The organism is Gammaproteobacteria bacterium, assembly GCA_029881255.1.
In the GTDB taxonomy this organism is placed as follows: domain Bacteria; phylum Pseudomonadota; class Gammaproteobacteria; order S012-40; family S012-40; genus JAOUMY01.
This window is the reverse complement of record JAOUMY010000011.1, coordinates 37,318-62,000: the sequence shown is the minus strand read 5'-3', so window position 1 is coordinate 62,000 and position 24,683 is coordinate 37,318. Positions and strand designations below refer to the sequence as shown.

At 47.3% G+C, this 24,683-nt stretch carries 22 protein-coding genes; 18 read left to right on the top strand and 4 right to left on the bottom strand.

The genetic code is table 11. The features are described from left to right. Positions 1 to 148: 148 nt before the first annotated feature. From ftsX to ftsY, 3 genes are read right to left on the bottom strand one after another with little or no spacing between them, the layout of a single operon-like run. The gene (gene ftsX / locus OEZ43_17290) at positions 149 to 1,198 is read right to left on the bottom strand and encodes a permease-like cell division protein FtsX (protein ID MDH5547342.1); all 1,050 of its coding nucleotides are present in this window, start codon (positions 1,196 to 1,198) and stop codon (positions 149 to 151) included. Then, a complete protein-coding gene (gene ftsE / locus OEZ43_17285; GenBank protein MDH5547341.1) occupies positions 1,188 to 1,862 on the bottom strand; it encodes a cell division ATP-binding protein FtsE in 675 nt (224 codons plus the stop codon). Before ftsE ends, ftsX begins: the two co-directional genes overlap by 11 nt. Next, the gene (gene ftsY, locus OEZ43_17280; protein MDH5547340.1) at positions 1,859 to 2,869 is read right to left on the bottom strand and encodes a signal recognition particle-docking protein FtsY; all 1,011 of its coding nucleotides are present in this window, start codon (positions 2,867 to 2,869) and stop codon (positions 1,859 to 1,861) included. Before ftsY ends, ftsE begins: the two co-directional genes overlap by 4 nt. 187 nt (positions 2,870 to 3,056) lie before the next feature. Here ftsY and OEZ43_17275 point away from each other — a divergent pair, with 187 nt between their 5' ends. The 10 genes from OEZ43_17275 to OEZ43_17230 all read left to right on the top strand — a co-directional run bounded on the left by OEZ43_17275 (position 3,057) and on the right by OEZ43_17230 (position 16,345). After that, on the top strand, positions 3,057 to 4,373 hold the full coding sequence (locus OEZ43_17275) for an insulinase family protein (GenBank protein MDH5547339.1): 1,317 nt from the start codon (positions 3,057 to 3,059) through the stop codon (positions 4,371 to 4,373). Further along, positions 4,369 to 5,694: an insulinase family protein gene (locus OEZ43_17270; protein MDH5547338.1), complete on the top strand. Its 1,326-nt coding sequence runs from the start codon at positions 4,369 to 4,371 to the stop codon at positions 5,692 to 5,694. The genes OEZ43_17275 and OEZ43_17270 overlap by 5 nt, the downstream gene beginning before the upstream one ends. Then, the gene (gene rsmD / locus OEZ43_17265; GenBank protein MDH5547337.1) at positions 5,663 to 6,265 is read left to right on the top strand and encodes a 16S rRNA (guanine(966)-N(2))-methyltransferase RsmD; all 603 of its coding nucleotides are present in this window, start codon (positions 5,663 to 5,665) and stop codon (positions 6,263 to 6,265) included. Before OEZ43_17270 ends, rsmD begins: the two co-directional genes overlap by 32 nt. 116 nt (positions 6,266 to 6,381) lie before the next feature. Beyond that, positions 6,382 to 6,861, top strand: coding sequence for a pantetheine-phosphate adenylyltransferase (gene coaD / locus OEZ43_17260; GenBank protein ID MDH5547336.1), 480 nt, complete (start codon positions 6,382 to 6,384; stop codon positions 6,859 to 6,861). Between the two features lie 42 nt (positions 6,862 to 6,903). Beyond that, a complete protein-coding gene (locus OEZ43_17255; protein MDH5547335.1) occupies positions 6,904 to 7,158 on the top strand; it encodes a YfhL family 4Fe-4S dicluster ferredoxin in 255 nt (84 codons plus the stop codon). Between the two features lie 60 nt (positions 7,159 to 7,218). Further along, positions 7,219 to 8,892, top strand: coding sequence for a gamma-glutamyltransferase (gene ggt / locus OEZ43_17250; GenBank protein MDH5547334.1), 1,674 nt, complete (start codon positions 7,219 to 7,221; stop codon positions 8,890 to 8,892). A gap of 128 nt (positions 8,893 to 9,020) precedes the next feature. Next, positions 9,021 to 9,545 carry a cell wall hydrolase gene (locus OEZ43_17245; GenBank protein ID MDH5547333.1) on the top strand — a complete coding sequence of 175 codons (525 nt, stop codon included), beginning with the start codon at positions 9,021 to 9,023 and terminating at the stop codon, positions 9,543 to 9,545. Between the two features lie 72 nt (positions 9,546 to 9,617). Next, positions 9,618 to 11,645, top strand: a complete 2,028-nt coding sequence (locus OEZ43_17240; GenBank protein ID MDH5547332.1) for a methyl-accepting chemotaxis protein — start codon at positions 9,618 to 9,620, stop codon at positions 11,643 to 11,645. Positions 11,646 to 11,782: 137 nt separating this feature from the next. Beyond that, the gene (purL, locus tag OEZ43_17235) at positions 11,783 to 15,676 is read left to right on the top strand and encodes a phosphoribosylformylglycinamidine synthase (protein ID MDH5547331.1); all 3,894 of its coding nucleotides are present in this window, start codon (positions 11,783 to 11,785) and stop codon (positions 15,674 to 15,676) included. 270 nt (positions 15,677 to 15,946) lie between these two features. Further along, the gene (locus tag OEZ43_17230; protein ID MDH5547330.1) at positions 15,947 to 16,345 is read left to right on the top strand and encodes a response regulator; all 399 of its coding nucleotides are present in this window, start codon (positions 15,947 to 15,949) and stop codon (positions 16,343 to 16,345) included. A 28-nt stretch (positions 16,346 to 16,373) separates the two neighbouring features. Here OEZ43_17230 and OEZ43_17225 read toward each other — a convergent pair whose 3' ends face one another. Continuing rightward, positions 16,374 to 16,538, bottom strand: a complete 165-nt coding sequence (locus OEZ43_17225; GenBank protein MDH5547329.1) for a rubredoxin — start codon at positions 16,536 to 16,538, stop codon at positions 16,374 to 16,376. Positions 16,539 to 16,667: 129 nt separating this feature from the next. Here OEZ43_17225 and OEZ43_17220 point away from each other — a divergent pair, with 129 nt between their 5' ends. The 8 genes from OEZ43_17220 to OEZ43_17185 all read left to right on the top strand — a co-directional run bounded on the left by OEZ43_17220 (position 16,668) and on the right by OEZ43_17185 (position 24,665). After that, complete coding sequence (locus OEZ43_17220) at positions 16,668 to 17,417, top strand: 1-acyl-sn-glycerol-3-phosphate acyltransferase (GenBank protein ID MDH5547328.1); 750 nt, start codon at positions 16,668 to 16,670, stop codon at positions 17,415 to 17,417. 10 nt (positions 17,418 to 17,427) lie between these two features. Further along, positions 17,428 to 18,048 (top strand): histidine phosphatase family protein, encoded by a 621-nt coding sequence (locus tag OEZ43_17215; protein MDH5547327.1) that lies wholly within the window; start codon positions 17,428 to 17,430, stop codon positions 18,046 to 18,048. Positions 18,049 to 18,393: 345 nt separating this feature from the next. Continuing rightward, positions 18,394 to 19,539: a hypothetical protein gene (locus OEZ43_17210; protein ID MDH5547326.1), complete on the top strand. Its 1,146-nt coding sequence runs from the start codon at positions 18,394 to 18,396 to the stop codon at positions 19,537 to 19,539. A 203-nt stretch (positions 19,540 to 19,742) separates the two neighbouring features. Beyond that, the gene (locus OEZ43_17205; GenBank protein MDH5547325.1) at positions 19,743 to 20,591 is read left to right on the top strand and encodes an outer membrane lipoprotein-sorting protein; all 849 of its coding nucleotides are present in this window, start codon (positions 19,743 to 19,745) and stop codon (positions 20,589 to 20,591) included. A gap of 100 nt (positions 20,592 to 20,691) precedes the next feature. Continuing rightward, positions 20,692 to 21,000, top strand: a complete 309-nt coding sequence (locus OEZ43_17200) for a cytochrome c (protein ID MDH5547324.1) — start codon at positions 20,692 to 20,694, stop codon at positions 20,998 to 21,000. Next, positions 20,997 to 22,088 carry a regulator gene (locus OEZ43_17195; GenBank protein ID MDH5547323.1) on the top strand — a complete coding sequence of 364 codons (1,092 nt, stop codon included), beginning with the start codon at positions 20,997 to 20,999 and terminating at the stop codon, positions 22,086 to 22,088. The genes OEZ43_17200 and OEZ43_17195 overlap by 4 nt, the downstream gene beginning before the upstream one ends. Positions 22,089 to 22,103: 15 nt before the next feature. Beyond that, positions 22,104 to 23,351 carry a regulator gene (locus OEZ43_17190; GenBank protein MDH5547322.1) on the top strand — a complete coding sequence of 416 codons (1,248 nt, stop codon included), beginning with the start codon at positions 22,104 to 22,106 and terminating at the stop codon, positions 23,349 to 23,351. Between the two features lie 15 nt (positions 23,352 to 23,366). Continuing rightward, entirely contained in the window at positions 23,367 to 24,665 is a 1,299-nt protein-coding gene (locus tag OEZ43_17185; protein ID MDH5547321.1) for a hypothetical protein, read from the top strand. Positions 24,666 to 24,683 lie beyond the last annotated feature (18 nt).

Sequence of the window (24,683 nt, the reverse complement as noted above, 5' to 3'; positions counted from 1 at the left end):
TTCACGATAGTTGAATTCAGAACTGCGCTAATATTAGCACCCGAGACCAGGGAGTGCCAGTTTTTAGCAGTCCCGTCTTTAGAGTGCTAATCGGCCGATGAGTTCCGCAACTTTAATGTTTGTATCTATATGAATTTGCGAAACATTACTATGGTTGCGTTTCGCGTAGAAAGCGACCGACGGCTATCCAGGAACCGCCTAGTCCAAGCACAACGCCAGTACAGATCAGGGTCAGGGTGTCGACAATACCAAGTCCCCTGATATCGAAGGCATCATGGTAGAGGCCGGAAATAGTGTCCAAGGCGGGATTCAGCCAGGTGAGGGAAAAGGTAATAATCGTCCAGGCGATGGTGCCGCCTATCAGGCCATAAAACATGCCGGTGTACAGAAAGGGGCGACGTACAAAGGCATCGGTGGCGCCGACCAGCTTGTTAACCTGTATTTCGTCCCGATAACTCTGGCTCATCAGCCGTATCGTATTTCCAACCACCATAATTACCGCGATGATCAGAAAAACGGTAATAAGCAGCGTGCCCTGTCTAACAAGGTCGAGTAGGGCGTAAAGGCGCTGAAGCCATTCCAGGTCGAGTTGTACCTTGTCGCTTTCCGGTAGTCCTCGGAGTTCTTCCACGAGTGGCAGAAAGTCGTTTTTTTCCTTAGTTGTGATTGCCGGTGTGACAACCAGCAGATCGGGTAAAGGGTTTTGCTTCAGGTCGCGCAAGGCATCCCCAAATCCTGACATGGCTTGGAATTCCTGAAATGCCTCATCCGCGGATATAAACGTCACCTTGCTTAAGTCCTGGCGTGACCGCAATTGTTCGGCTAGCGCGGTAGCGCGGTTAGCACCGATTTGGGGCTTGAGAAAAATCGTGATTTGTACCTGTTGATCGAGCCCACTGCCGAACTGCTGCGCATTGCTCAAAAACACCTTTAATGCCGCGGGTAACGCCAGGGCGATACCGATGACAAATACGGTCATTATGGTCGCCGTTGGGCTGCCTAACATACGTTGCCAGGCACTTTGTAGCGCGAGCTGATGTTGTTGGATATAACTGCTCAGGTGTACGCGTTGTTCTCCATCGAGCACGCGCGCGCCACGTTTGGAGGCGCGGTGCTGTCGGTCGTCAGCCCGTCGGAAAGGTCCGTTGTAATTCGGGTTGCTGGCCTTGCGGCGTTCACGGACGCGTTTATGACTCAAGGGCTGTTTCTCCATTGATGATACGGCCCTGCGATATTTGAATCTGACGATAGGGTAGGCTGCGAATCAGTTCGAGGTCATGGGTGGCAATCATCATGGTAACGCCCACATCATTGAGTCGGCGAAACAAGTCCATAATCTCTCTGGACAGTTCCGGGTCGAGGTTGCCAGTGGGTTCGTCTGCCAATATTACCGGTGGCTTGGAAACGATGGCGCGAGCGATACCCAAGCGTTGTTGTTCTCCACCAGAGAGCGTTATCGGGCGTACGGTTTCCTTGTTTAACAGCCCAACCTGGTCGAGGGCGGCACGCACGCGTCGTGCGGTGTCGCGCGGGTGATATCCCGCAACCAGTAATGGCAGTGCCACATTGTGGAAAACGTCTCTGTCCTGAAGCAGAGTGGGGGTCTGAAATATAAAGCCAATCTTGCGCCGATGGTGAGGAATCTGACGGTTAGGTATCCGCCCAAGATTGCGGTTTTCGATGAGGATGCTACCAGAAGATGGCCGTTCGAGCAGGGCGATGAGTTTCAATAAAGTGCTCTTGCCTGCGCCGGAGTGTCCGGTTAGAAACGCCAATTCGCCTGGGTTCAGATGGAAACTAATGCCCTTCAGGGCTTCATGCCCTCCTGCGTAGCGTTTGCGGACATTGTCGAAGCGGATCATGTGGAGGCGTTAGTCTCCTCTTTGTTCTGCTCTTTCTCGAACAGGGCCTCGATGAAATCCTCGGCGTTGAACGGGCGCAGGTCTTCCACGCCTTCTCCTATACCAATAAAGCGGATAGGGATACCGAGTTTCTTGGCCAGGGCGAAGACGATGCCGCCTTTGGCCGTTCCATCAAGTTTAGTCAACGTGATACCGGTCAGCTTTACCGCATCATTGAAAATTGTCGCCTGGGATAAGGCATTCTGTCCGGTGCCTGCGTCAAGTACCAGCATCACCTCGTGGGGGATGTTGTCATCGAGCTTGCTCATCACGCGTTTGATCTTTTTAAGTTCTTCCATAAGGTTGGACTGGGTGTGCAGGCGACCAGCGGTATCCGCAATCAGGATATCCACGCCGCGGGCTTTGGCGGCCTCTACGGCATCGAAAATAACGGCTGCTGAATCCGCGCCACTTTGTTGCGCGATCACCGGTACGTTATTACGTTGCCCCCAAGTCTGAAGCTGCTCAACCGCTGCCGCGCGAAAGGTGTCGCCCGCGGCAAGCATAACTTTTTGACCGTCATCTTTGAATTTACGCGCCAGCTTGCCAATCGTGGTGGTCTTGCCAACCCCATTCACGCCAACCATGAGTATGACATAGGGGGTATTTTCGATACGGGTTTCGAGCGGTACCGTGCAGGGCGCTAGCAATTCCAGCATATCTTCACGTAGGGCGTTTATCAGGGCTTCGCTGTCTTTGAGTTGTTTGCGCTCAAGACGGGCCGAGATTTTGCCGATCAGTTCTCTCGTAGCTTCGACCCCGACGTCGGCGGTCAGTAACAGGGTTTCCAACTCCTCGATCGTGTCTTCGTCGATTTGCTTGCTACCCAGGACCAAATCAGCCAGGCCGGAAGTGAAATTTTGTCGGGTTTTGGTCAATCCGTTTTTGAGACGGGAGAAAAATCCAGGTTTGCTGGTCTTATCTTCCGGTGTTGATTTTTGTGAATTATTTCGCTTGAAACCAAACATAGTTACTAGTAGCTTTCCCGAACTCGCCAAAGGGCGTTATCGTACCACTTTCGGGCCAGGCCCGTCATGAAATTACCGTGGGATCCAGAGTCTTATGAAGAAACAGTTATTTGCAGTGGCGGCCAGTCTATTGCTCGGCGCATGCGCCACACAGACCGCTATCGAGGGTACTTTGCCCAGGGCGGTGATGAAGCACTTCCCTGAACACAATGTGCACGAATATCAGCTCACAAATGGTCTTAAGGTTATCGTGAAAGAGGACCATCGCGCGCCTGTGATGGTTTCGCAAGTTTGGTACAAGGTTGGGAGTAGCTACGAGAGTGGCGGCGCAACCGGCGTTTCTCATGTCCTGGAGCATATGATGTTTAAAGGCACCGAGAAACTGGGGCCTAACGAGTTTTCCCGCATCATTGCTGAGAACGGTGGAAGGGAGAATGCGTTTACCGGTCGTGATTACACCGCCTATTTCCAGCAAATGGAAAAATCTCGTCTGAGAGTCAGTTTTCAGCATGAAGCTGACCGCATGCGCAATCTGTTACTAAACCCCGAGGAATTTAAAAAAGAAATTAAAGTGGTGATGGAAGAGCGCCGTATGCGCACGGAGGATGATCCTCAATCCTTAACCTATGAAGCTTTTAATGCGGCTGCCTATGTCAATAGTCCCTACCACGCGCCGATAATCGGCTGGATGGATGACCTGGAAAACATGAATGTCGACGATTTAGCCGACTGGTATCGCATGTGGTATGCACCAAACAATGCAACGATTGTTGTAGCTGGCGATGTGAATCACAAAGAAGTGTTCGATTTGGCAGAACGCTATTTTGGTGAACTGGAACCGTCGCAAGTAGCGGACCGTAAACCACGGGTTGAGGTTGATCAACGCGGAGAGCGTAGAGTTAAGATCAAGGCTCCAGCGCAGTTGCCCTATATAATGATGGGTTACAAGACGCCAACCGTCGCGACTGCCGAAGAAAAGTGGGAGCCCTATGCGCTCGATGTGCTTGCTGCAATCCTTGATGGTGGAAACAGTGCACGATTTTCGCGAAATCTGGTACGCGGCTCTCAGGTTGCGGCAGGTGTTGGGGCGGGATATAACCTGTTTGCACCTAGAACGGAATTGTTTACTTTCTCAGGCACACCTTCTCAAGGGCGCAGTCTCGATGATCTGGAAAAGGCCATAAAAAACGAGATCAAGAAACTTCAGGAAAAAATGGTTGATCAGGCCGAACTTGATCGCGTGAAAGCGCAGGTAGTGGCGGGAAAAGTATATGAGCGCGATTCAGTCTTTTATCAGGCGATGAGTATCGGTCAATTAGAGACGGTCGGCTTGAATTGGATGCTGGGTGAAAACTATGCCGACAACATCAAGGCAGTAACGCCAGAGCAAATTCGTGCGGTGGCGAGCAAGTATCTCAATAGCGACACCCTTACAGTAGCAGAATTAGATCCGCAGGCGATAGGCAATGCCAAGCCAGCGAGGAGGACACGTAGTGCGCATTAATAAGCTAGTGACAACAGCTCTTTTTTCTGTGTTGTGCGTAGCGACTTCGGTCGTTTTCGCGACGCCGAATATCCAACACTGGAAGACCGATAATGGTGCTCGCGTTTACTTTGTACAGGCCGCTGAGTTACCGCTGGTCGATGTGCGCGTAGTGTTTGACGCAGGCGCTGCTAGAGATGGCGATATGCCAGGTATCGCGCTAATGACGAATGGCATGATGAGCGAAGGCGCAGGCGGATGGGATGCGGACAATATTGCCGAACGCTTTGATAGCGTAGGCGCGCAGTTCAGTAATTCCTCTCATCGTGATATGTCGGTGTTCAATCTACGAACGTTGTCTGAAAAGGAATGGATGGGCACAGCTGTCAAAACGTTTGCAACCATATTGAGTAAGCCTACCTTTCCAGCAGATGCGTTTGAAAGAGAACGCAAGCGCTTGTTGATTTCCCTGGAACAGAACAAAGAGTCTCCTGAATCTATCAGTGGTGAAAAGTTATTTGAAAATTTGTATCGCGGTCATCCTTATGCGTCAATTCCAGAAGGAACCGAACAAAGCGTCAAAGCATTAAAGCGTACCGATTTAATGGCCTATTATCGACGATACATGGTGGGCAACAATGCCATTGTTGCAATCGTCGGTGCAATGGATAGAAAAAGCGCGGAAGCGCTGGCAAAGACGATAGTTGGCGAGCTTGAACCTGGAAAAGCGGCGGAGCCTCTACCTGAGGTAAAAGATCGTCAACAGGCAGAAGAAGTAGTTGTTGATTTTCCCTCGACGCAAAGTCATATCAGTATCGCACTACCTGGGATGAAACGTTCTGATCCAGACGAATTTGCACTGTATGTGGGAAATCATATTCTCGGTGGCAGCGGACTGGTATCGATATTGAGTGATGAGATTCGGGAAAAACGTGGGCTTTCATATAGTTCATACAGCTATTTTGCGCCTATGCGAGTGCAAGGTCCTTTTATCATGGGATTACAAACACGCAATGATCAGGCGCAAGAAGCGTTAAAAGTAATGCGCCAAACACTCAGCGAATTTATCAATAACGGACCATCGGCACGTCAACTGGAGTCGGCGAAAAAGAATATCGTAGGCGGTTATGCTTTGCGCATGGATAGCAATAAAAAGATCATCGACCAAGTGGCGTCGATAGGTTTTTATGGATTGGAACTCGATTATCTGGATACCTATATTGCACGCGTGCAGGCTGTTTCTGTTGATCAGATAAAAGACGCCTTTATGCGTCGAGTAAACCCAGAAAACATGTTGACGGTGATAGTTGGTGCCCAAACCCCGGCGCAAGCAGCAAACTAATTCCGTACGCATAATCGGCGGCGAATTTCGCGGGCGTCGCTTGGCGTTTGTAGATAGCGAGGGTTTACGGCCAAGCACGGACCGCAACCGGGAAACATTGTTTAACTGGTTGCAGAGTTATGTCGCTGGCGCGAATTGTCTAGATCTGTTTGCCGGTAGTGGTGCACTAGGATTTGAGTGTATTTCACGCGGCGCTGCAAATGTTACTTTCGTTGATCAGGAAAAATCTGTCTGCCGTCAGTTAAAGGAAAACTTGTCGTTACTCAAAGTCGATACGGCAAGCATCCACTGCGGGAGCGCGCTGAGTTTTCTTGCTCAATATAAGGGTAGTGGCTTTGATCTGGTTTTCCTCGATCCGCCCTTTCATAGAGACTTGTTACAGGACGTTTGTCTTCAGTTGGCCAAATCTGCAATTCTTTTACCCTCGGCACATATCTATCTTGAAGCCGAGTATTCACTAGAGCAACTTGTACTTCCGGATAACTGGCAGCTTATTCGGAACAAGCGTGCGGGTGCTGTCAATTACGGTTTGGCTATAGCCGATCAAGGCTTTGGCGTGACGAATAGATAGCATTTTTCGCAAATTCAAAGTGCTAGCGGTGGTAAATTGTGAAACCGGTCTAAAATTTGTTAGCAACTATCTTTTATGATTCACTACGGACTACGTTGTAACAGGAGCGCAATGTTATGTCGGTGAAAGCGGTTTATCCCGGGACATTTGATCCTATAACCAATGGACACTCCGACCTGATTAAACGAGCGGCGGGTTTGTTCGACCAGGTGATCGTAGCGATTGCAGCGAATCCTAGCAAACGACCCACCTTCAATCTCGATGAACGGGTGGTACTGGCGAAGCAAGTGCTGACTGGCGTCGAAAATGTGGTGGTGACCGGGTTCGATTCCCTCTTGGTTGATTTCGTCAGAGATAATTCTGCGCAGGTAATTCTGCGAGGATTGCGCGCAGTGTCAGATTTTGACTATGAATTTCAGCTTGCGGGTATGAACCGTTGTCTCGATCCGGACATCGAAACTGTGTTTATGACGCCATCTGAAAAAGTGGCTTATATATCCTCTAGTCTGGTAAGGGAAATAGCCTCTCATGGTGGCGATGTGAGTAAGTTTGTCCACTCAAACGTCATGGCTGCATTGCAGGACAGATTGCGATAAGATGCCGCCCACGCGCCGTAGGCAAGCAGTTGGAGTGTTTTTGTGGCCTTAAAAATTACTGACGAATGTATTAATTGCGATGTTTGTGAACCTGAATGTCCTAATGCGGCAATTTTTCAGGGCAATGAAATTTATGAGATAAATCCCGATTTGTGTACGGAATGTGTGGGGCACTACGATACGCCTCAGTGTGTTGAGGTTTGCCCGGTCGATTGCATCCCTAAAGACCCAGATCGAGTGGAAACAAAAGATCAACTGCTGGATAAATATAAAAAACTCATGGAAAAGAATTCCTGAGCGGAAAATTTTGAAAAACATAAAGGCCCTGATAGGGCCTTTTTTGTCGGAGATGGCTGGATGATTATTCGCAAGATACATCTTTTATTGTTGTTCTTAGTATTCGCATCAACAGGTTTAAGAGCAGGCACACCACCCGCTAATGCTATTGCCTCTGCGCATCCACTGGCGACGGCAGCGGGGATGGAAATCTTCGCGCAAGGTGGTAATGCGTTCGACGCGGCAGTTGCTGTTACCGCTGCCTTGGCAGTTGTCGAACCCTATAGCTCCGGCCTGGGAGGAGGCGGCTTCTGGTTGATTCATCGGGCGAGTGATGGGTTTGAAACCATGATTGATGGCCGAGAAACCACGCCCTCCTCTGGACACAAGGATATGTATCTCGACAAGAACGGCGAAGTGAATAGCGATCTCAGCATGAATGGCCCGTTGTCAGCGGGAATCCCCGGCGTGCCAGCGGCGATGGTCCACCTCTCGAAAAAATACGGCAAATTAAAATTGAGGCAGACGCTTGCCCCCGCAATAAAACTGGCGAAACAGGGATTCGCCGTAGATGAGTATTACCAGCGTCTTGCAGGATTTCGCAAAGATGTAATCAAACGTTGGCCGGAAGGTGAAAAGCTTTTTCTTAAAAATGGTGATGTTCCTCCGGTAGGGCATCTCATTAAGCAGAAAGATCTCGCGCAAACTCTGGACTTTATAGCCAAGAAAGGTAATGGTGGTTTTTACCAGGGACGCATAGCGCAGATGCTAGTCGATGGAGTACAAAAGGCAGGCGGCATATGGACGATGAAAGATCTGGCGGCCTACAAAGTAATCGAGCGAGATCCCATACGTGGAGAGTATAAAGGGCATAAAATCACGACAGCTGCGCCGCCTTCCTCTGGTGGTATCGTGTTGGTGGATATGTTGAATATTTTGTCCGCATACGATCTGGAAAAAATGGAACGTGTGCAGCGTACACATCTCATTGTTGAAGCGATGCGTCGCGCGTACCGAGATCGATCGATATATCTGGGCGATCCGGATTTCGTAAAGATACCGGTTGATACGCTAACCAGTGCGCAATACGCGGCTGGTCAGCGAAGTAGTATCAATCCACAAAAGGCCACGCCAAGCAATCTGCTTACGGGTGAACCGGCGCCGGCCGAGAGTCATCATACAACCCACTTTTCGATTATGGATAAGGCTGGAAATCGTGTAGCCGCCACGGTCACGGTTAACTATCCATTTGGTTCAGGGTTTGTGGCTAAGGGTACAGGGGTTTTGCTCAACGATGAAATGGATGACTTTTCCGCAAAACCGGGAGTACCAAACGCCTATGGTTTGGTAGGTGCTGCTGCCAATGCAATCGCGCCGCGTAAACGCCCTCTTTCCAGCATGACACCGAGTTTCGTCGAGAGTCCGGATTCGGTTGCTGTCATAGGGACACCCGGTGGCAGTCGCATTATTACGATGGTTCTGTTAGGTCTGCTCGATCATGCCTCGGGAAACAAGCCACAATCCTGGGTGAGTTTGCCGCGTTTTCATCATCAATATCTGCCAGACAAAATATTCTATGAAGACAATGCCTTTGATGAAATAGAGTTGGACCAACTACAAGAGCGAGGTCATGAATTAGAACAGGCCAGATTTCGTTACGGTAATATGCAAGCCATACTTTGGGATAAGAAAGATAACAAAGTCTATGCGGCCTCTGACCCGCGTGCAGTGGGGGAGTCAAAAGTTGTTGAATAAGCGTTTCATAAACCGATATCGATAACATCCGCTCACGTGTGTTGGGGAGTACATACGTAAGCCGTTCATAAACAATTGGGTGCTTTTCAATACAGAAAGAAGCTGGTCCGAAGAAAAAGGTAGTTCAGGTGGTTCATTCAATTGTCGATCGTTGGCATGATTTAAGTCGTGGAATGAGATGGTTTTTGCTCACGATCTTGCTAATCGTTGGGCTGATGGCATTTCTCGTCTTTGGTATGGTTTCCGATAAACGCGAAGTTCGTGATATACGCTGTCTTTCGCTCAATATCTATCACGAGGCTAGGGGGGAATCCGAGGAAGGACAGTTGGCGGTTGCAACCGTTACCATGAACCGGGTTGCGTCAGGACGATTTCCCAATACGATTTGCGACGTCGTAAGACAATACGCCTGGAATCCAAAATTGCAGCGTCATATCAGTCATTTTTCCTGGACCGGCGATAAGATAGATGATGCGCCAACCGATGTGGAAGCCTGGCAAAAGGCCGTAACCATCAGTAGAAATGTGCTAAGCGGCACTCGTCACCCGGATTTAACTAAAGCCCTGTTTTATCACGCAGATAACATATTGCCAACCTGGGGTAAAAAGAAGAAATCTATCGCCCACATTGGCGCCCATATTTTCTATCCTTGATTCAAACATAATTTAAGTATGTCATATCAATGGTCGACACAGTGGTGGTATAGACAAATCACTCGCACTGTAATGGCCGTAAAAATATTAACAAAACTGGGGATAACGCAAAAACTCTTTGGTGGGTTCGGAGTTGTTCTATTCGTATCGCTATTAATCGTCGTTTTAACCATCGTTGGCCTGTTTCAAAGCCAGAAAACCGTTAATAGAGTTGTGGTTGAACACCAGCCTCTTGCACTACAGTCACTTGATTTAGCCAATAACCTTCACCTGTCGTCTAATGCCTTGGGTTTTTATATTCTTAGTAAGAATCAGGAATATAAGACGACAATCCAGGAAGGCATGCACGAAGCAGAACAGAATCTGGTAATGCTTGAGAAAGCGTCTGCCTCGCTTGAAGATGAAAAAGTCGTGGCACAAATAGCCAGTATCCGAGAAGAATTCCAGAAGTTTTCAGAGATAAAGGATCAGTTGCTTGAAATTGCTGACAATCAGTCCGAAAACTTTCGGGCATTGTCTTATGCATCTGGCGAGATTGACCCCGCCAGCCGCGAAATGATTCAGGCCATCGGCAATATGATGATCGAGGAGAAAGGGCAGAAGGCGAATAAGACCCGAAAAGAGCTCGCGTTGTTGCTGGGAGAATTGCGATTCGCCTGGGCCTATGTCATGAATAATATCCGGAGCTATTTAATCGCCGGCGATGAAGACTTTACTGAAAACGTTAAGATTTATGTAGATTTGTCCGCAGACCTAATTGAAAAGATCAAAAAGAAATCTTCGCTGTTTACGTTTGAACAAGAAGAATATTTTTCCCAATTTACAGACGGCTTTGAGTCTTTCGGTGAACGCTTTGACAGCTTGCAGGAGCTCTTTCGAGGCGAACAGGCAAGAATGGATGTCTATATTCTGCGCAGCCAGGTCGGTCCCTTGCTGGCGGATATGGAGAAAAAGCTCAAAACGCTGGTAGACGAACAGCAAAGTGGTATTGAGTTGGTTTCTGAGGAACTGAAAGGGCAAATTACCGGCAATATTAGTATTGTTTCATTTTTGTTGATTGTTGCTATCGGCGTGGGAGTCGGTGGTGTCTTTCTATTGCAGCGATCAATTACCCGGCCTTTAAACCGTTCCGTCAAGGCGATGAATGACATTGCCAATGGCGATGGAGACTTAACCAAACGGCTATCCGCTAAGAGCAATGATGAGTTGGGGCAGCTCGCTAAAGGTTTTAACGCGTTTTCAAATCAAATTCACGATCTTGTTTCGCGCACGATTAAATTCCTGGAGCAGTTTCACGAAAAAATCGCGCGATTGGAATTGGTCTCACAGGAAACCCAGAAACGCGCTGATTTGCAGCAACAGGAAACTGAGACAGTTGCGCGCGTGATTGAAGAAGTCACACGTGTTGTAAATCAGGTATCGCGAAACGCCGAACAAGCTGTGGACGCGGCACAAACTGCGAACGATGCCTCCGAGCGCGGAAAACAGGTTATTACCCAGACGATAAGTGCGATCGAGAACATGGCCTCCAGCGTGGAGAATGCCGGCAATGTTATCCACTCGGTGGAAAAGGAAAGTGAAAACATTGGTCAGGTGTTGGATGTTATCAAGGGGATTGCGGAACAGACTAATCTTCTGGCGCTCAACGCCGCTATTGAGGCCGCACGCGCAGGTGAGCAAGGACGCGGGTTTGCTGTGGTTGCGGATGAGGTGCGTACGCTTGCGACTCGCACGCAGGAATCAACAGCCGAGATTGAAGCGATGATTAACCGCTTGCAAAGCGGCGCCAAGCAAGCGGTTGACGTAATGGATGCGGAGCTCGAACGAGCCAAAAGCGGTGTTCAACAAGCTGCAAACACCAGTGATTCACTACAGTCGATAGTAAGTTCAGTTAGCACCATCATGGAAATGAATTCGATGATCGCGGATATGGCGCGTGAGCAGGAAATAAAGACCGAACAGGTCCGAAACCATATCAGCAAAATCATCGAAATCGCAGAGGAAAACGCGGCTGGCGCGCAGCAAACCCACTCGGCAGCGAATGAATTGACGCAGTTTGAGGCCGAGCTACGTTCCTTGATGGGACGATTCAAAGTTTAGTCGGCTCGGCGCGGTGCCAACAGAAATCGCAGCAACAGGCTGAAGAATCTCACGTTCTTAACCCACTTCCAAACTGGCCTACCCCCCGACGATACAGTATCATAGCCGCCCCGAGTCCTATGGCCTGAGCGAGTGATATGTATCCGATAGTTGGGGCAACCGCCCATTCCGCCTTTCGTCTCAAAAAACTATTAACGGCCCTCCAGGAAAACATCCCGGAAATCAAGGGAGTGTATTCTCAATTCATTTATTTCGCCGAGCTGGAACAATCGCTGGACAGTGAGCAGCGTGAGCGTCTTCAGCAGATACTTAATGATGGTTGCGAGGAATTTACCAGTCCTGGGAACGCCCATGAACTGATTATCACGCCGCGGCCCGGGACTATTTCTCCTTGGTCAAGTAAGGCGACGGATATCGTACATAATTGCGGTCTGAGTTCAGTCAAGAGAATAGAGCGCGGTATTAAATACTTTTTGGTAGCCGATCAGACCCTGGATGACAAGCGGCTCGATTTAGCGGCGAGATCGCTCCATGACCGAATGATTGAATCGGTGTTTTGGTCGCTCGACGAGGTAGACAGTCTGTTTGTTGAGCACGAGCCACGATCTTTAAAAACTGTGGATGTGGTACAAGGTGGTCGTGACGCGCTAGCGCGTGCAAACAGCGAGTGGGGACTGGCCCTGGCCGAAGATGAGATTGACTACCTGGTCGACAATTTCCTAAGACTCAATCGAAACCCAACCGATGCCGAGCTTATGATGTTTGCTCAAGCCAATTCCGAGCATTGTCGGCACAAGATTTTTAATGCCGACTGGGTAATTGATGGTCAGCCACAGCCGTTGTCGCTGTTCAAAATGATTCGTAATACCCACGAAAAGAACCCCGGCGACGTGTTGTCCGCATATAAAGATAACGCCGCAGTGGTCAAGGGATTTGATGGTCAGTGGTTTTACGCTGACAGCAAAACCGGCGAATACGGTTATCACGAACACCAGATAGATATCCTGATGAAAGTGGAAACCCATAATCATCCAACTGCGATTTCACCTTTTCCGGGGGCTGCGACGGGCTCAGGTGGTGAAATACGGGATGAAGGCGCAACAGGGCGGGGAAGTAAACCCAAGGCCGGAGTTTGTGGTTTTTCCGTGTCTAACCTTCGGATTCCTGGCTATGAGCAAGCGTGGGAAACGAATTATGGAAAGCCAGGGCGCATTGTTTCAGCACTGGATATCATGCTCGAAGGTCCGATTGGTGCCGCGTCTTTCAATAATGAATTCGGTCGCCCCAATATTGGTGGCTATTTTCGAACCTTTGAAGAAAAGGTAAACGGGCCTGCGGGTGAAGAGGTGCGTGGTTACCACAAACCCATCATGTTGGCAGGTGGGGTAGGAAATATTCTGCGCAACCAGGTGGAAAAAAATGAGATACCTGCTGGTGCTCAGTTAGTCGTGTTGGGTGGCCCTGCGATGCTAATCGGCCTGGGCGGTGGCGCCGCATCTTCAATGGCGACAGGTGCCAGCAGTGAAGATCTGGATTTCGCCTCAGTTCAGCGTGGTAACCCGGAAATCGAACGTCGATGCCAGGAAGTGATAGACCGTTGCTGGCAGATGGACAAGAACAATCCCATTATCAGCATTCATGACGTCGGCGCAGGTGGTTTGTCCAACGCGATGCCTGAGTTAGTCGATGATGCAGGTCGTGGTGGTCGATACGAACTGCGTGCTATTCTGAGTGATGACCCTGGTATGTCGCCAATGGAAATCTGGTCAAACGAGTCGCAGGAGCGTTATGTTCTGGCGATTTCTAATGATCGTATGGCTGAGTTTCAGGCCTTATGTGAACGCGAGCGTTGCCCCTATGCGGTCATTGGCGAAGCGACACAGGAACGAGAGCTGATCGTTGGCGACGGTGCTTTTGATAATTATCCAGTCCATATTCCGATGGATGTGTTGCTTGGCAAACCACCCAAAATGTTGCGCGATGTCAAACATCACTCGTTTGCCAAGAATGAGTTCGCAACTGATGGCATCGATATAAAAGAAGCTGTTTATCGTGTATTGCGGTTACCCTCTGTCGCAGACAAGACATTTCTCATTACTATCGGCGACAGAACCGTTACCGGTCTGATAGCACAGGATCAGATGGTTGGGCCGTGGCAAGTACCTGTTTCTGATGTTGCGGTAACAATCACCGATTTTCACTCAACAACCGGTGAAGCCATGGCCATGGGCGAGCGTACACCGATTGCGCTACTTCATCATGCAGCCTCTGCGCGCATGGCAGTAGGCGAGGCATTGACCAATATCGTCGCATCACCCATCGAAGATATTTCTCGGATTGTGTTGTCGGCCAATTGGATGGCCCCAGCCGGTCATCCCGGTGAAGATGCCGGGCTTTACGAGGCAGTCAAAGCGGTGGGTATGGAATTGTGTCCACAGCTAGGGATTGCTATCCCCGTGGGGAAGGATTCCATGTCCATGAAGACGGTGTGGCAGGAAGGGCATCAAACCAAGTCGGTGACTGCGCCATTGTCGTTGATAGTCACCGCATTTGCTCCGGTATCCGATGTGCGCAAAACGCTTACTCCGCAATTGCGTCGAGATGCTGGAGACACCGATTTGATCTTGATCGATCTTGGTAAATCGGCAAATCGATTAGGTGGCTCTGCTTTAGCGCAGGTTTATAAATCCATTGGTCACCACACGCCGGATCTTGACGACGTTCAGTCGTTCAAATCGTTTTTCACTACGGTTCAGTATTTGAACCAGGAAAAGTTGTTGCTCGCCTATCACGATCGATCTGATGGCGGTTTGCTGGCAACTATCTGTGAAATGTCATTTGCAGGTCATGTAGGTGTCGATATACAACTCGATGACCTGGGCGAGGACTCAATCGCAGGTCTTTTCAATGAGGAGCTAGGCGCAGTCATCCAGGTTCGTCATAGCGATACCGATGCAGTACTCGAAATTTTACGCGAGGCAGGCTTAGGCAAACACAGTGTAGTCATTGGTCAGTTGAATAATGAAGACGAGATTCGTTTTTACAGGGCAAAACACCTGATGTTTGGCGATACACGTACCAATCTGCAGCGGGCCTGGTCCGAGACTTCGTACCAGATGCAGCGCTTACGAGACAATCCGGATTGTGCACAGCAGGAATTCGATAATTTGTTAGATGGGAAAAACCCGGGAATAAGTCCTTCACTTACCTTTGATCCAGATCAAGATATTTCCGCTGCCTATATCAATTGCGGTGCACGGCCCAGAGTCGCCGTGCTTAGGGAGCAGGGTGTGAATGGCCAGGTAGAAATGGCCGCCGCTTTTGATCGCGCAGGATTTCACGCCGTTGACGTGCATATGAGTGATATCTTAGCAGGGCGCGTGTCATTGAACGACTTTGCTGGCATGGTGGCCTGCGGCGGTTTTTCCTATGGTGATGTATTGGGCGCAGGCTCAGGTTGGGCGAAGTCGATTTTGTTTAACGGCAGAGCTCGCGACGAAATGGCGGCTTTTTTCGAGCGTGCAAATACGTTTGGCCTTGGTGTGTGCAACGGCTGTCAAATGATGTCGCAACTAAGGGAATTAATCCCAGGCGCGGAAAATTGGCCTCGTTTTAGACGAAATCTCTCTGAACAGTTTGAAGCAAGATTTGCCATGGTGGAAGTTTTGGATTCTCCATCCATCTTTCTTCAAGGCATGCACGGGTCTCGCATGCCGATAGCGGTAGCTCATGGAGAGGGGCGTGCTGTTTTCGATCAACGTGAAGGTCTCGAGAATCTACTGGCGAATCGTTTGGCAAGTTTGCGTTTTGTTGACAACAACGGTAACGCTACAGAGCGCTATCCATTTAATCCCAATGGTTCACCTAGTGGCCTAACAGGTCTTACTACGAAAGACGGGAGGTTTACCATTATGATGCCTCACCCCGAACGCGTGTTTCGTTCAGTACAGCATTCGTGGGCGCCCGATGAGTGGCAAGGAGATGGTCCCTGGATGCGTATGTTTAGAAATGCGCGCATGTGGTTGGACTAGAGATATTTGCCAAAAACGAGCAAGGTCCTTGATGTAGGTATCTGATGCATTTATCCTATTCGGGTAACTCTACGTTTTCTACATCCTTGCCGCACATATGGCGGGATTGTGCTAGCAACGGAATTAAAACAATTGTCATCGATCATTTAATGGGTAAATAGTGTGCCTTTAGATACAAACGGCACGTTAGTTGTCTCCTGGTTTATCGTAGTAGGGATTGGGCGTAGTCACTGTTTTTAGGAAGCATTACCAAGAGAGTAGACGCTAGTGATTGAGGATAAGAATCTAAAACGCATTCTTTATGTTGATGACGAGCCTGATATTGCGGAGATCGTAAAACTGTCTCTTGAAAAAATTGGCGGTTTTGAAGTGAGAGTTTGCGATAACGGGAAGGAAGCCTTGAAAGTTATTCCCGAATTTATGCCTGATATGGTGTTACTAGACGTAATGATGCCTGAAATGGATGGGCCCTCTACGCTAACTGAACTGAAAGGTATGGAAGGGTTTAGCGATATTCCGGTCGTATTTGTAACAGCAAAGGTCCAGCCTTATGAAGTTCAGCACTTTCGCCAAATCGGCGCAGCCGATGTCATTGCAAAACCATTCGATCCACTGACACTATCAAATCAGATACGCGATATTTGGTCTTTAGCCGTTGCAGAAAGCTAGGCCTGAAAGTCTTGCCCTATCGCAGGTTTTAGAATTCGACTAATTGGAAGTCGCTTTTGCTGACTCCACATTCTGGGCAAGACCAGTCATCCGGGATATCCTCGAAGCGGGTTCCCGGAGGGATGCCTTCATTTGGAAGTCCTTCTTCCTCGTTGTATACAAATCCACAAACGATACATTGCCAAACCCGCATAACACCCTCCTTTAACCAACACAGCGGATTTTAACAAAAGAATTTCTTTTAGCCAGAATTTCTGATAGTTAAAGGAATCTAATGATCGGTACGAATACCTAGACCAGGGACGTATAACAGGGTTTTCTCGTGATCTATTATCTTTTCAGGATACTGCGCTTTGTCGTATTGGGGGTAGACTTCATCGTTTTGACATTAATGATGTATGTCCTTACTTTTTTACCTAAGATACTGCTCGACCGTTTCTATCCCAGACTTTTCAAATTTTGGTGTAATGCCTTTGTCCATACTTTGGGTGTCGACTTGCGTTTACACCAAAAGTACGAAGGGATATTGCCGGAAAAATTCATTTTGATTGCCAACCATCCTTCAGCCTTCGAGGATATTGGCGTACCAGCCTTGTTTGATGTTTTTTCCCTGGCGAAGATCGAAGTGAAGGACTGGTGGCTGGTTGGCCGCATAAGCTGGGCCGCTGGGACGCTCTATGTGCACCGAGAATCGCGCGAATCCCGCAATGCCGCAGCAGAAGAGATCGAACAGGCCCTACAAAAAGGCAAAAACATTGCGCTCTACCCTGAGGGGGGGTGTAAAGGCCGGCGTATTTTCAAAGATTTTCGTTATGGTGCCTTCGATATTTCGCTGAGGACTGGTATCCCTATTTTACCCGTATTTTTACACTATGAAGCGCAAGATGATTTTGAGTGGCGTTCTCCTCAGATATTGCCTCAGAAATTATGGCATTTCATGACTTCGCGTAATAACAGAGCAAATTACTACGTTTTTGATCCTATAGATCCAAAACAGTTTGACGACAAAGAAGAATATATGAATTATGTTCACCAGCTTTATCTAAAATGGCAGGACAAGTACTTACTCTAAGAGAGTCGCGATGCGAGAGAAGGAAAAGAGTACGACCATCTATTTTATTCGGCATGGTCAGCCGAAGTTCCCAACCGATAGAATTTACTGTGATGATCTGGAAGACCCTGACTTGACAGGGCAGGGTAAAGAGCAGGCGCGCTCGGTAGTCAAAATATTGGCGAATTCTGGGCTGGATGCTATTTATTCAAGCCCCTCGCTTCGCGCAAAAAAGACAGCAGAACCACTTGCCAGTCAACTTAACTATTCAGTTACCTATCTGGATACGCTGCGTGAACGGCGTTTTGGAAAGTGGGAAGGTTTGTACTTTCATGAAATAGAAGAGCAGTTTGGCGACGAATATCTGGAATGGAAGTCGAACCAGGTGGAATACACCCCGGAGGGTGGGGAATCGATGAATGATTTGTTTAAGCGGTTGAAAAATGGTCTGAGCCAGATGATTGCTACGCATCCCGGCGGGAAAATCGCCGTATTTTCCCACGTTGGCGCCATCCGAGCGCTCGTTTTGTCCGCTTTCGATATACCGCTAAACCAATTTAGACAGATCCGGATTGACTACGCCAGTATTACAACCATCGACTACGGGGTGTCAAAAAACAATCTCATAAACTTGAATGTTGTAGGATATTAATCAGAGTTGAAGTATAATCAGACCGTTTAGATACTAATAAGAAAATTAGGGAGCATAACCTACTGAAATAAAAGCTTGTTGGTATGTAATTTAAATAACATGCCCGCATAGCTCTTAGTTTCACGAACGGTATATATGTTGCTGATCTAAACGTGTGGGGAAATTGTTGATTTCAGTGCGCTTGAATACGGTCGTTACCTTGACTTAGATAGTATGAAATGATATTCATATTATATAGGGGCGGTCAGAAATAAAATTTTGGTTTCAAGGGCAAGATACACGTGGGGTGGCTGTTTTTTATGCCGGCAGCTGATTCCATAAAAACCTTATAAAGAGGAGATTGCTATGCGTAAGGGGTTCAATATTGCTTCGATTGCGGGTGCAGTAGCAATGGCTGTATCCGGGTCGTCATTTGGCGGAAGTCATCCAGCGTTTGATCAGTGGACTAACACTGGCGGTCAGATAACTGGTTACTGTCAAACAGGTTATGGCTGTGATGTTATTGCTTCCGGTACTGGCTTTGTACAATTTATGGCGAAGAACAATGACACGGGTGATACCTATGTAGGTACTATCGTGTCTGAGGAAATCGTTACGGGTACTGGCACTAGTCAAGTGAAAACTGCGGTTTTCAAAGACGAAAGCTATATCAAGGCGGTTTTTTCACAGGGTGGCTCTAATACAGACACCAACGGTGGTATAGCCGCAAAACAGAGTATTTTTGAATCAGGCGTTAATACCTCCGACGGTGTTTCGTTTACTTCCGATGTGCTGCTGTCTACGGGAACAAATTTCTCCGATACGACTGGCGCTTCTATTCAGATTGGGCAAAAGCTCGATAATGGCAAATACGGCAGTAGCGGTACAGCAGTTACTTCTGGTGACGATTTTGTCAGTGATTTCATGTATCAGGCTAAGACTGATGGTAGCGGCGTCCGTAATGGCTTTATCATGGAAATCGACCAGATTGCTGGTTTGCAGACTTCAACCACTGCTGATCCAACAGGTGCCGATTCTGCGAACGATGTACAATCGTTCACATATCGTGAGCGTGCTGGTTCTTACACAGCGACTGGTGGCGTAGTAGCAGTCACGCCAGATGGGATCGACGCAAGTGGTAATCCTGTTGCTGGAAAAGGTATCAGCTATAACGCCAATGAGGACATTAAAGCGGTATGGCTGGGCCAGACTGTTAATGTTGGTATGACTGATACCACAGGTACTGGTCTTGGTGGTTCTTTCAGCTATCTCTCGTTTGAGAACAAGGGTGTCACGACTGGTCCTGTTGCCGATATGGCGATAAAAACTGGCGACGTTGCTTATGCGTTTGACCTCACAAGCTCTGATGGTCCAGATACTACTAAAGTATGGCCAACAACTTCACCATTTAATCTGACTTTCCAAACTGGTGTAGATTCGAGCGGTAACCCAATTTTGGGAAACAGTTCAGGTGCGCCGACTTTGGCAGATCCATCTGGCGGTCGTTTGTAATTCATAAACTCCAGGTTTATGTTTAGTGAAAAAAGGGGCTCGTTATGAGCCCCTTTTTTTTAACTCTATGATCTTCCGTATGAATTCAATTGTGTTATGTTAGTGTGAAACGTGGTTTGCACGGCACGAATCGTGACTTTCTTTTTTCCTCAAATAAAAGTGGTTAATAAAGCTGGAGAGCTTGTCGTATTGGAGGCGGCGGGATGAGAACATACCTATATAAACTATTACTAGTAGCGCTTTTTTTGTGTGCTGCAGTCTTCCCTGTGTACGCTGAGGAACAGCGAGGAATAGTTGATAACACAACGACAGCTATCAGTGGTCTTGATATCGTACGGCAGTGCGATAATAAATATCCCGGTGACGACCAGCAGTCGCAATTAACGATAACGCTTAAGGACAGATCTGGTAACGAACGTAAAACAGTCTATTTGAGACTTTGGAAAGATCTGAAGGGCGAGGAAGGCGTTGTAGATAAGATGGTTTTATTTACGCTTTTCCCGCCAGACGCAAAAGGCGCGGGTTTTATGCGTTGGGCATACCTCAAAGAGAAGGAAAAAAATGCTGAGCAATGGATTTATTTGCCTAAACTAAGGAAGATTCGTCGAGTTTCTGTTAGAGATCTCGGAGATAGTTTTCTTGGTTCCGATTTGACTTATGGGGACATTTCATTGCGTTTGCCCGAAGATGATCAGCATGAATTTGTAAGAATCGATCAGGATAAAAGCAATAATCAGTTTTATGTGATCGTAAGTAAGCCTAAAGGTGATAACTCTTTGTATAGTAAGACAATGTCTTGGTACCACAAGACTGCAGATCCCCAGGATTGTGTAAAAGTACGAGTAGACTATTTTGATCGTAAAGGTTCGTTGCTCAAACGCCAGATGATAAAGTGGCAAAAAGTCGATCAGTCCTGGGTGTGGGAAAAGGTGTATGTGCAGAATGCTCAGACTTTCCACACTTCTTTTTTCGAGGTTGAGAAAGTTAAGATCAACAGTGGATTGGATGATGAGTGGTTTACTGAAAGACGGCTACGGTTAGGGATTGATTAGCTAAAAGACAGTGAGCTTAACTTAAAAAAAGGGGCACATATTGCTGCCCCTTTTTTCTTATCTTGGTAAAATTGAAATCTGTTGTTCAGGGGTAGTTCGTATGAGAAACATATTCCTTTTTATGGTGTTTTGTATAGCAAATTTCCCAGCTAACGCGAAAGAAATTAAAGACGTTATTGGTGATGGAAGAGTCATCTATCAACGCTATTGCCTGAGTTGTCACGGCCCTGCGGGTGAAGGCATGATGCCAGGTATGCCAAATTTTGCTCGAGGTGACAGGCTTATTCGGACGGATCGCGAACTTATAGATGCCGTAAAAGACGGGAACGGAGTGATGCCATCGTTTTACGGCATATTGGAAGAAGAAGATATAGAAAACGTGGTTGCGTTTCTCAGGACTTTGTTGTGACACTGAGATTTATTATGTCTACAGGGATAGTTCTATCCCTGGCTTTGTCATGCTCTGAGAATTCTGGACCTGAAGTATCATCGGTAGGGTCTACCGAAAAAAATGCACAAATTGTTATTACAGATACATTCGAAGTTGGTAAAGGCGTTGTTGTTCGAGCACTTGCTTTAGAAAAAAGTGGAGTAGTCTGGATAGGGACATCGGTGGGAGCGTTGCAGGTTGATGGCAAAACCGGAAAATTGGTAAACACTTACACCAGAGAAAATGGATTAGCAAACGAATATATATTTGCCGCCAAGGTTGGAGTTAATGGCCAAGTTTGGCTAGGTACAAATGGCGGAGGAGTCTCAACTTTACAGGACGGGAAATGGAAAACACTATTTCCTATGCATGGCCTCGCTGACTACTGGGTATATTCGTTTGGAGAGCAGGCATCTGGTGAGATGTGGATAGGAACTTGGGCTGGTTTAACACGAGTCGAAGCGAAAAATGGCAAACTTACTACATTCTTGAAAGAACTAGTCAACGAGTGGGTTTACGGCATAGACGTAGATTCCAAAGACCAGGTGTGGATAGGTACTGAAGGCGGCGTCAATATGTTTGATGGCGAACGATGGTATGTTTGGACGCATAAAGATGGTATAGGAGCGCCGAATACAAAAAATCTCCCTTTTAGTTCAAATACAGGACTTGGAACTCGTTCTCGTCATGATTTGAGTGTAGTGGCTTTGGGTAAAGAAACTTACAATCCTAACTATGTTTTTTGTGTCGAGGTGGACCAAAAGAATAGGGTTTGGGTGGGAACCTGGGGTGGCGGTGCATCAGTCTATGATGGAACGAAATGGACAAACTTTGTTGTTGACGATGGTTTGGTTGGCAATATCGTCTATTCTATTGACGAAGGGCCCGATGGACACCTTTGGTTTGGTACAAACCGAGGCATTAGTCGATTTGACGGTCAGAACTGGAAGAGTCTGACGATTAACGACGGATTGTTAGATGATCACGTTTATGCGGTGCTGGCTGAGCCATCCGGAGATGTCTGGGCAGGAACAGCACACGGCGTTGTAAAAATTAGAACAATGTAACTTTTGCGGGAGTGAATGTTGAAAATAGATATTAAAGGACTGGCAGTCTTGTCAGTCATTATGTTTTTGTTAGTTGCGGGAGCCTATATGCTAGGTGCTTCAAATAATTCTGCAACTATTTCAAACGCTGCAAAGTTGGTAGCCCCCGCTTCGTCTTTAAATACTCAATATAATTCGCAATCTCAAAGCGATGTTTCTTCGTCGTCTAGTCATAGCCAAGGGGCAGTTCAATCGCCAATTAAATTCAATCATTTTCGTGTGGGGAATAGAAACGTCAAAGGAATGGCCTCTTCTAAGGATTTTGTGTGGGTGGGAACCTCTGGCGGCATGATTCGTTATGATTTGAATACCGATGACTATAAATTGTTTGATGTAGCCAGTGGCAGTCTACTTTCCAACGGCGTTTTTCACGTGAGCACAATTGATAATCTTGTTATCGTGGGAACTTATGGCGGAGGTATGTCGGTATACGATACAGAAAAATCGAGTTGGAAGAATTACAATATCCCAGACGGTCTTGCAGATCAGTTCGTATATGATGTGCAGCGAGTTGAAAATGGTGATATCTGGATTGCAACATGGTCCGGCGTCAATCACGTTAAAGATGGAAAATTTGACGTCTATGAAAACTGGACAACATATAATCTAGAAAATACTCATGGAGGCCTTCCTAATGACTGGGTATATGGTCTTGAGCAGGCACCTGATGGTTCGATGTGGTTTGCTACGGAGAATGGCATTGCGCAATTTAAAGATGGAAATTGGAAAAATTGGAACCATGAGAACGGAATTGGTGCTCCGTTGGAGCTAGTAAAGGATGATATCAAATTCAAGAATGATCCAGGAAAGGCTTCACGGCATCACGCACGACAAAAAGAAGAACAGGGTATTGCTAACGTGAATGTTGCATATAACCCAAACTATGTTGTTTCACTAAAAGTGGATGAGCATGGAAATGTTTGGGGGGGAACCTGGGGTGGAGGTCTTGCCAGATTTGATGGTAAAAACTGGAAAAATTTTACTGTAAAGGATGGCTTGCCATCTAATCACGTGTTTATGTTATACATGGACGAAGACGGTGTTGTATGGGCAGGCACTAGCCATGGATTGGCGAAAATCAACTCAGACAATAGTACGTTTACCGTAATTACCCGAAATGACGGTCTATATTCTGATAATGTTTTCTCTATGACCAAAGCAACAGATGGCAGTATTTGGGTAGGTAGCTTTGGCGGCGTGGCACGCTTGCACGGAGCGATCTAGAGAAATATTTCCCGGGTGACGTTTAAATCCATAAAACTCATTTTTGCACTAGTTTTAACTGTTGCGTGTAGCAGTGGCGGTCAACAATGGATTCATGCATGGAAAGAACTTTCTCCACTGAACATTCCTCGCGCAGGCGGAGTTGGCGTGAGACATGGAAAGTATCTTTTTGTTCTTGGGGGCGTGGATGGAAAGAATTTCCTGTCATCAATTGAGCGTTCGATTATTCGCAAAGATGGTGAGCTGGAACGCTGGAAAGTTGTAGGAAATCTTCCAGACGCCAGAGGTTTTTTCGACGCACTAATCGTTGGCAATCGATTGTTTGTTGTCGGTGGCGCGAACGGCGCGAATGGCCAAAATTTATTAGCAACTGTTTTTAGTGCCGAGATAAACGCGAAAGGTGAGTTGGGTGATTGGAAACAACAGTCGTCAATGTCTTTGCCAAGACGCTGTGTCAAAGTGTTTGCTCTAAATGGAAGACTATATGCGGCTGGTGGTTTTGCCGGATCACTTCTCGATAGTTTGGAATACAGTGAAATTGACAAGGAAGGAAATTTGGGCGTATGGAAAATGGATTCACGGACTCTTACCATTCCCCGTTATGTAAATGCGCTAAAGAGCGCGGGTAATAGTATTTTTGTGCTCGGCGGACACCACGAGAAACAGGGGACGGGACTGGCAAGTGTAGAGCGGCTTGATCGTTCCTCTGACCATTGGAGTTCAATGCATCCTATGCAACAGGGACGTTATGCACTTTCTGCAATAGTGGCAGGCAATTATTTATTTGCAATGGGTGGAATTAGCGGGGCAAAATATTTTTCTTCGATTGAATATTTTTCGCAAGAAAGCGGAGTCTGGAAATACACGACAGATCTTCCTGTGGCAATGGCGAACTTTTCGACGATAGAATATGATGATGCTATATATGTGATTGGAGGAACCGGTTCTAGCCAATATCACAATAGTGTTTATTACGCACAGGTAAACAACGAGGGTGGTCTCGGGGTTTGGGGAACGCGCGGCCAGGCGGCATCCATCGTGCGTCTACCTGATACATTAAAAGAAGATGTAGATTCACGTTTGCCGAACCTTGGCAAGGCTATCGACGTGATAGATACACAACAATATACTTACATTCTAGTGGAAGATGGGGGGGAAAGTTATTGGATTGCTGGTCCAGTAACCAAGGTATTGAAGGGCGATGTTGTCTCTTTTAGTCAGGGGGCAATGATGACTGGCTTTTATAGTAATTCTCTTCAACGAACCTTTCCTAAAATTCTTTTTGTCGGTGAAATGCAGACTCAGAATCGATAATTCTGACAATAGCAATCT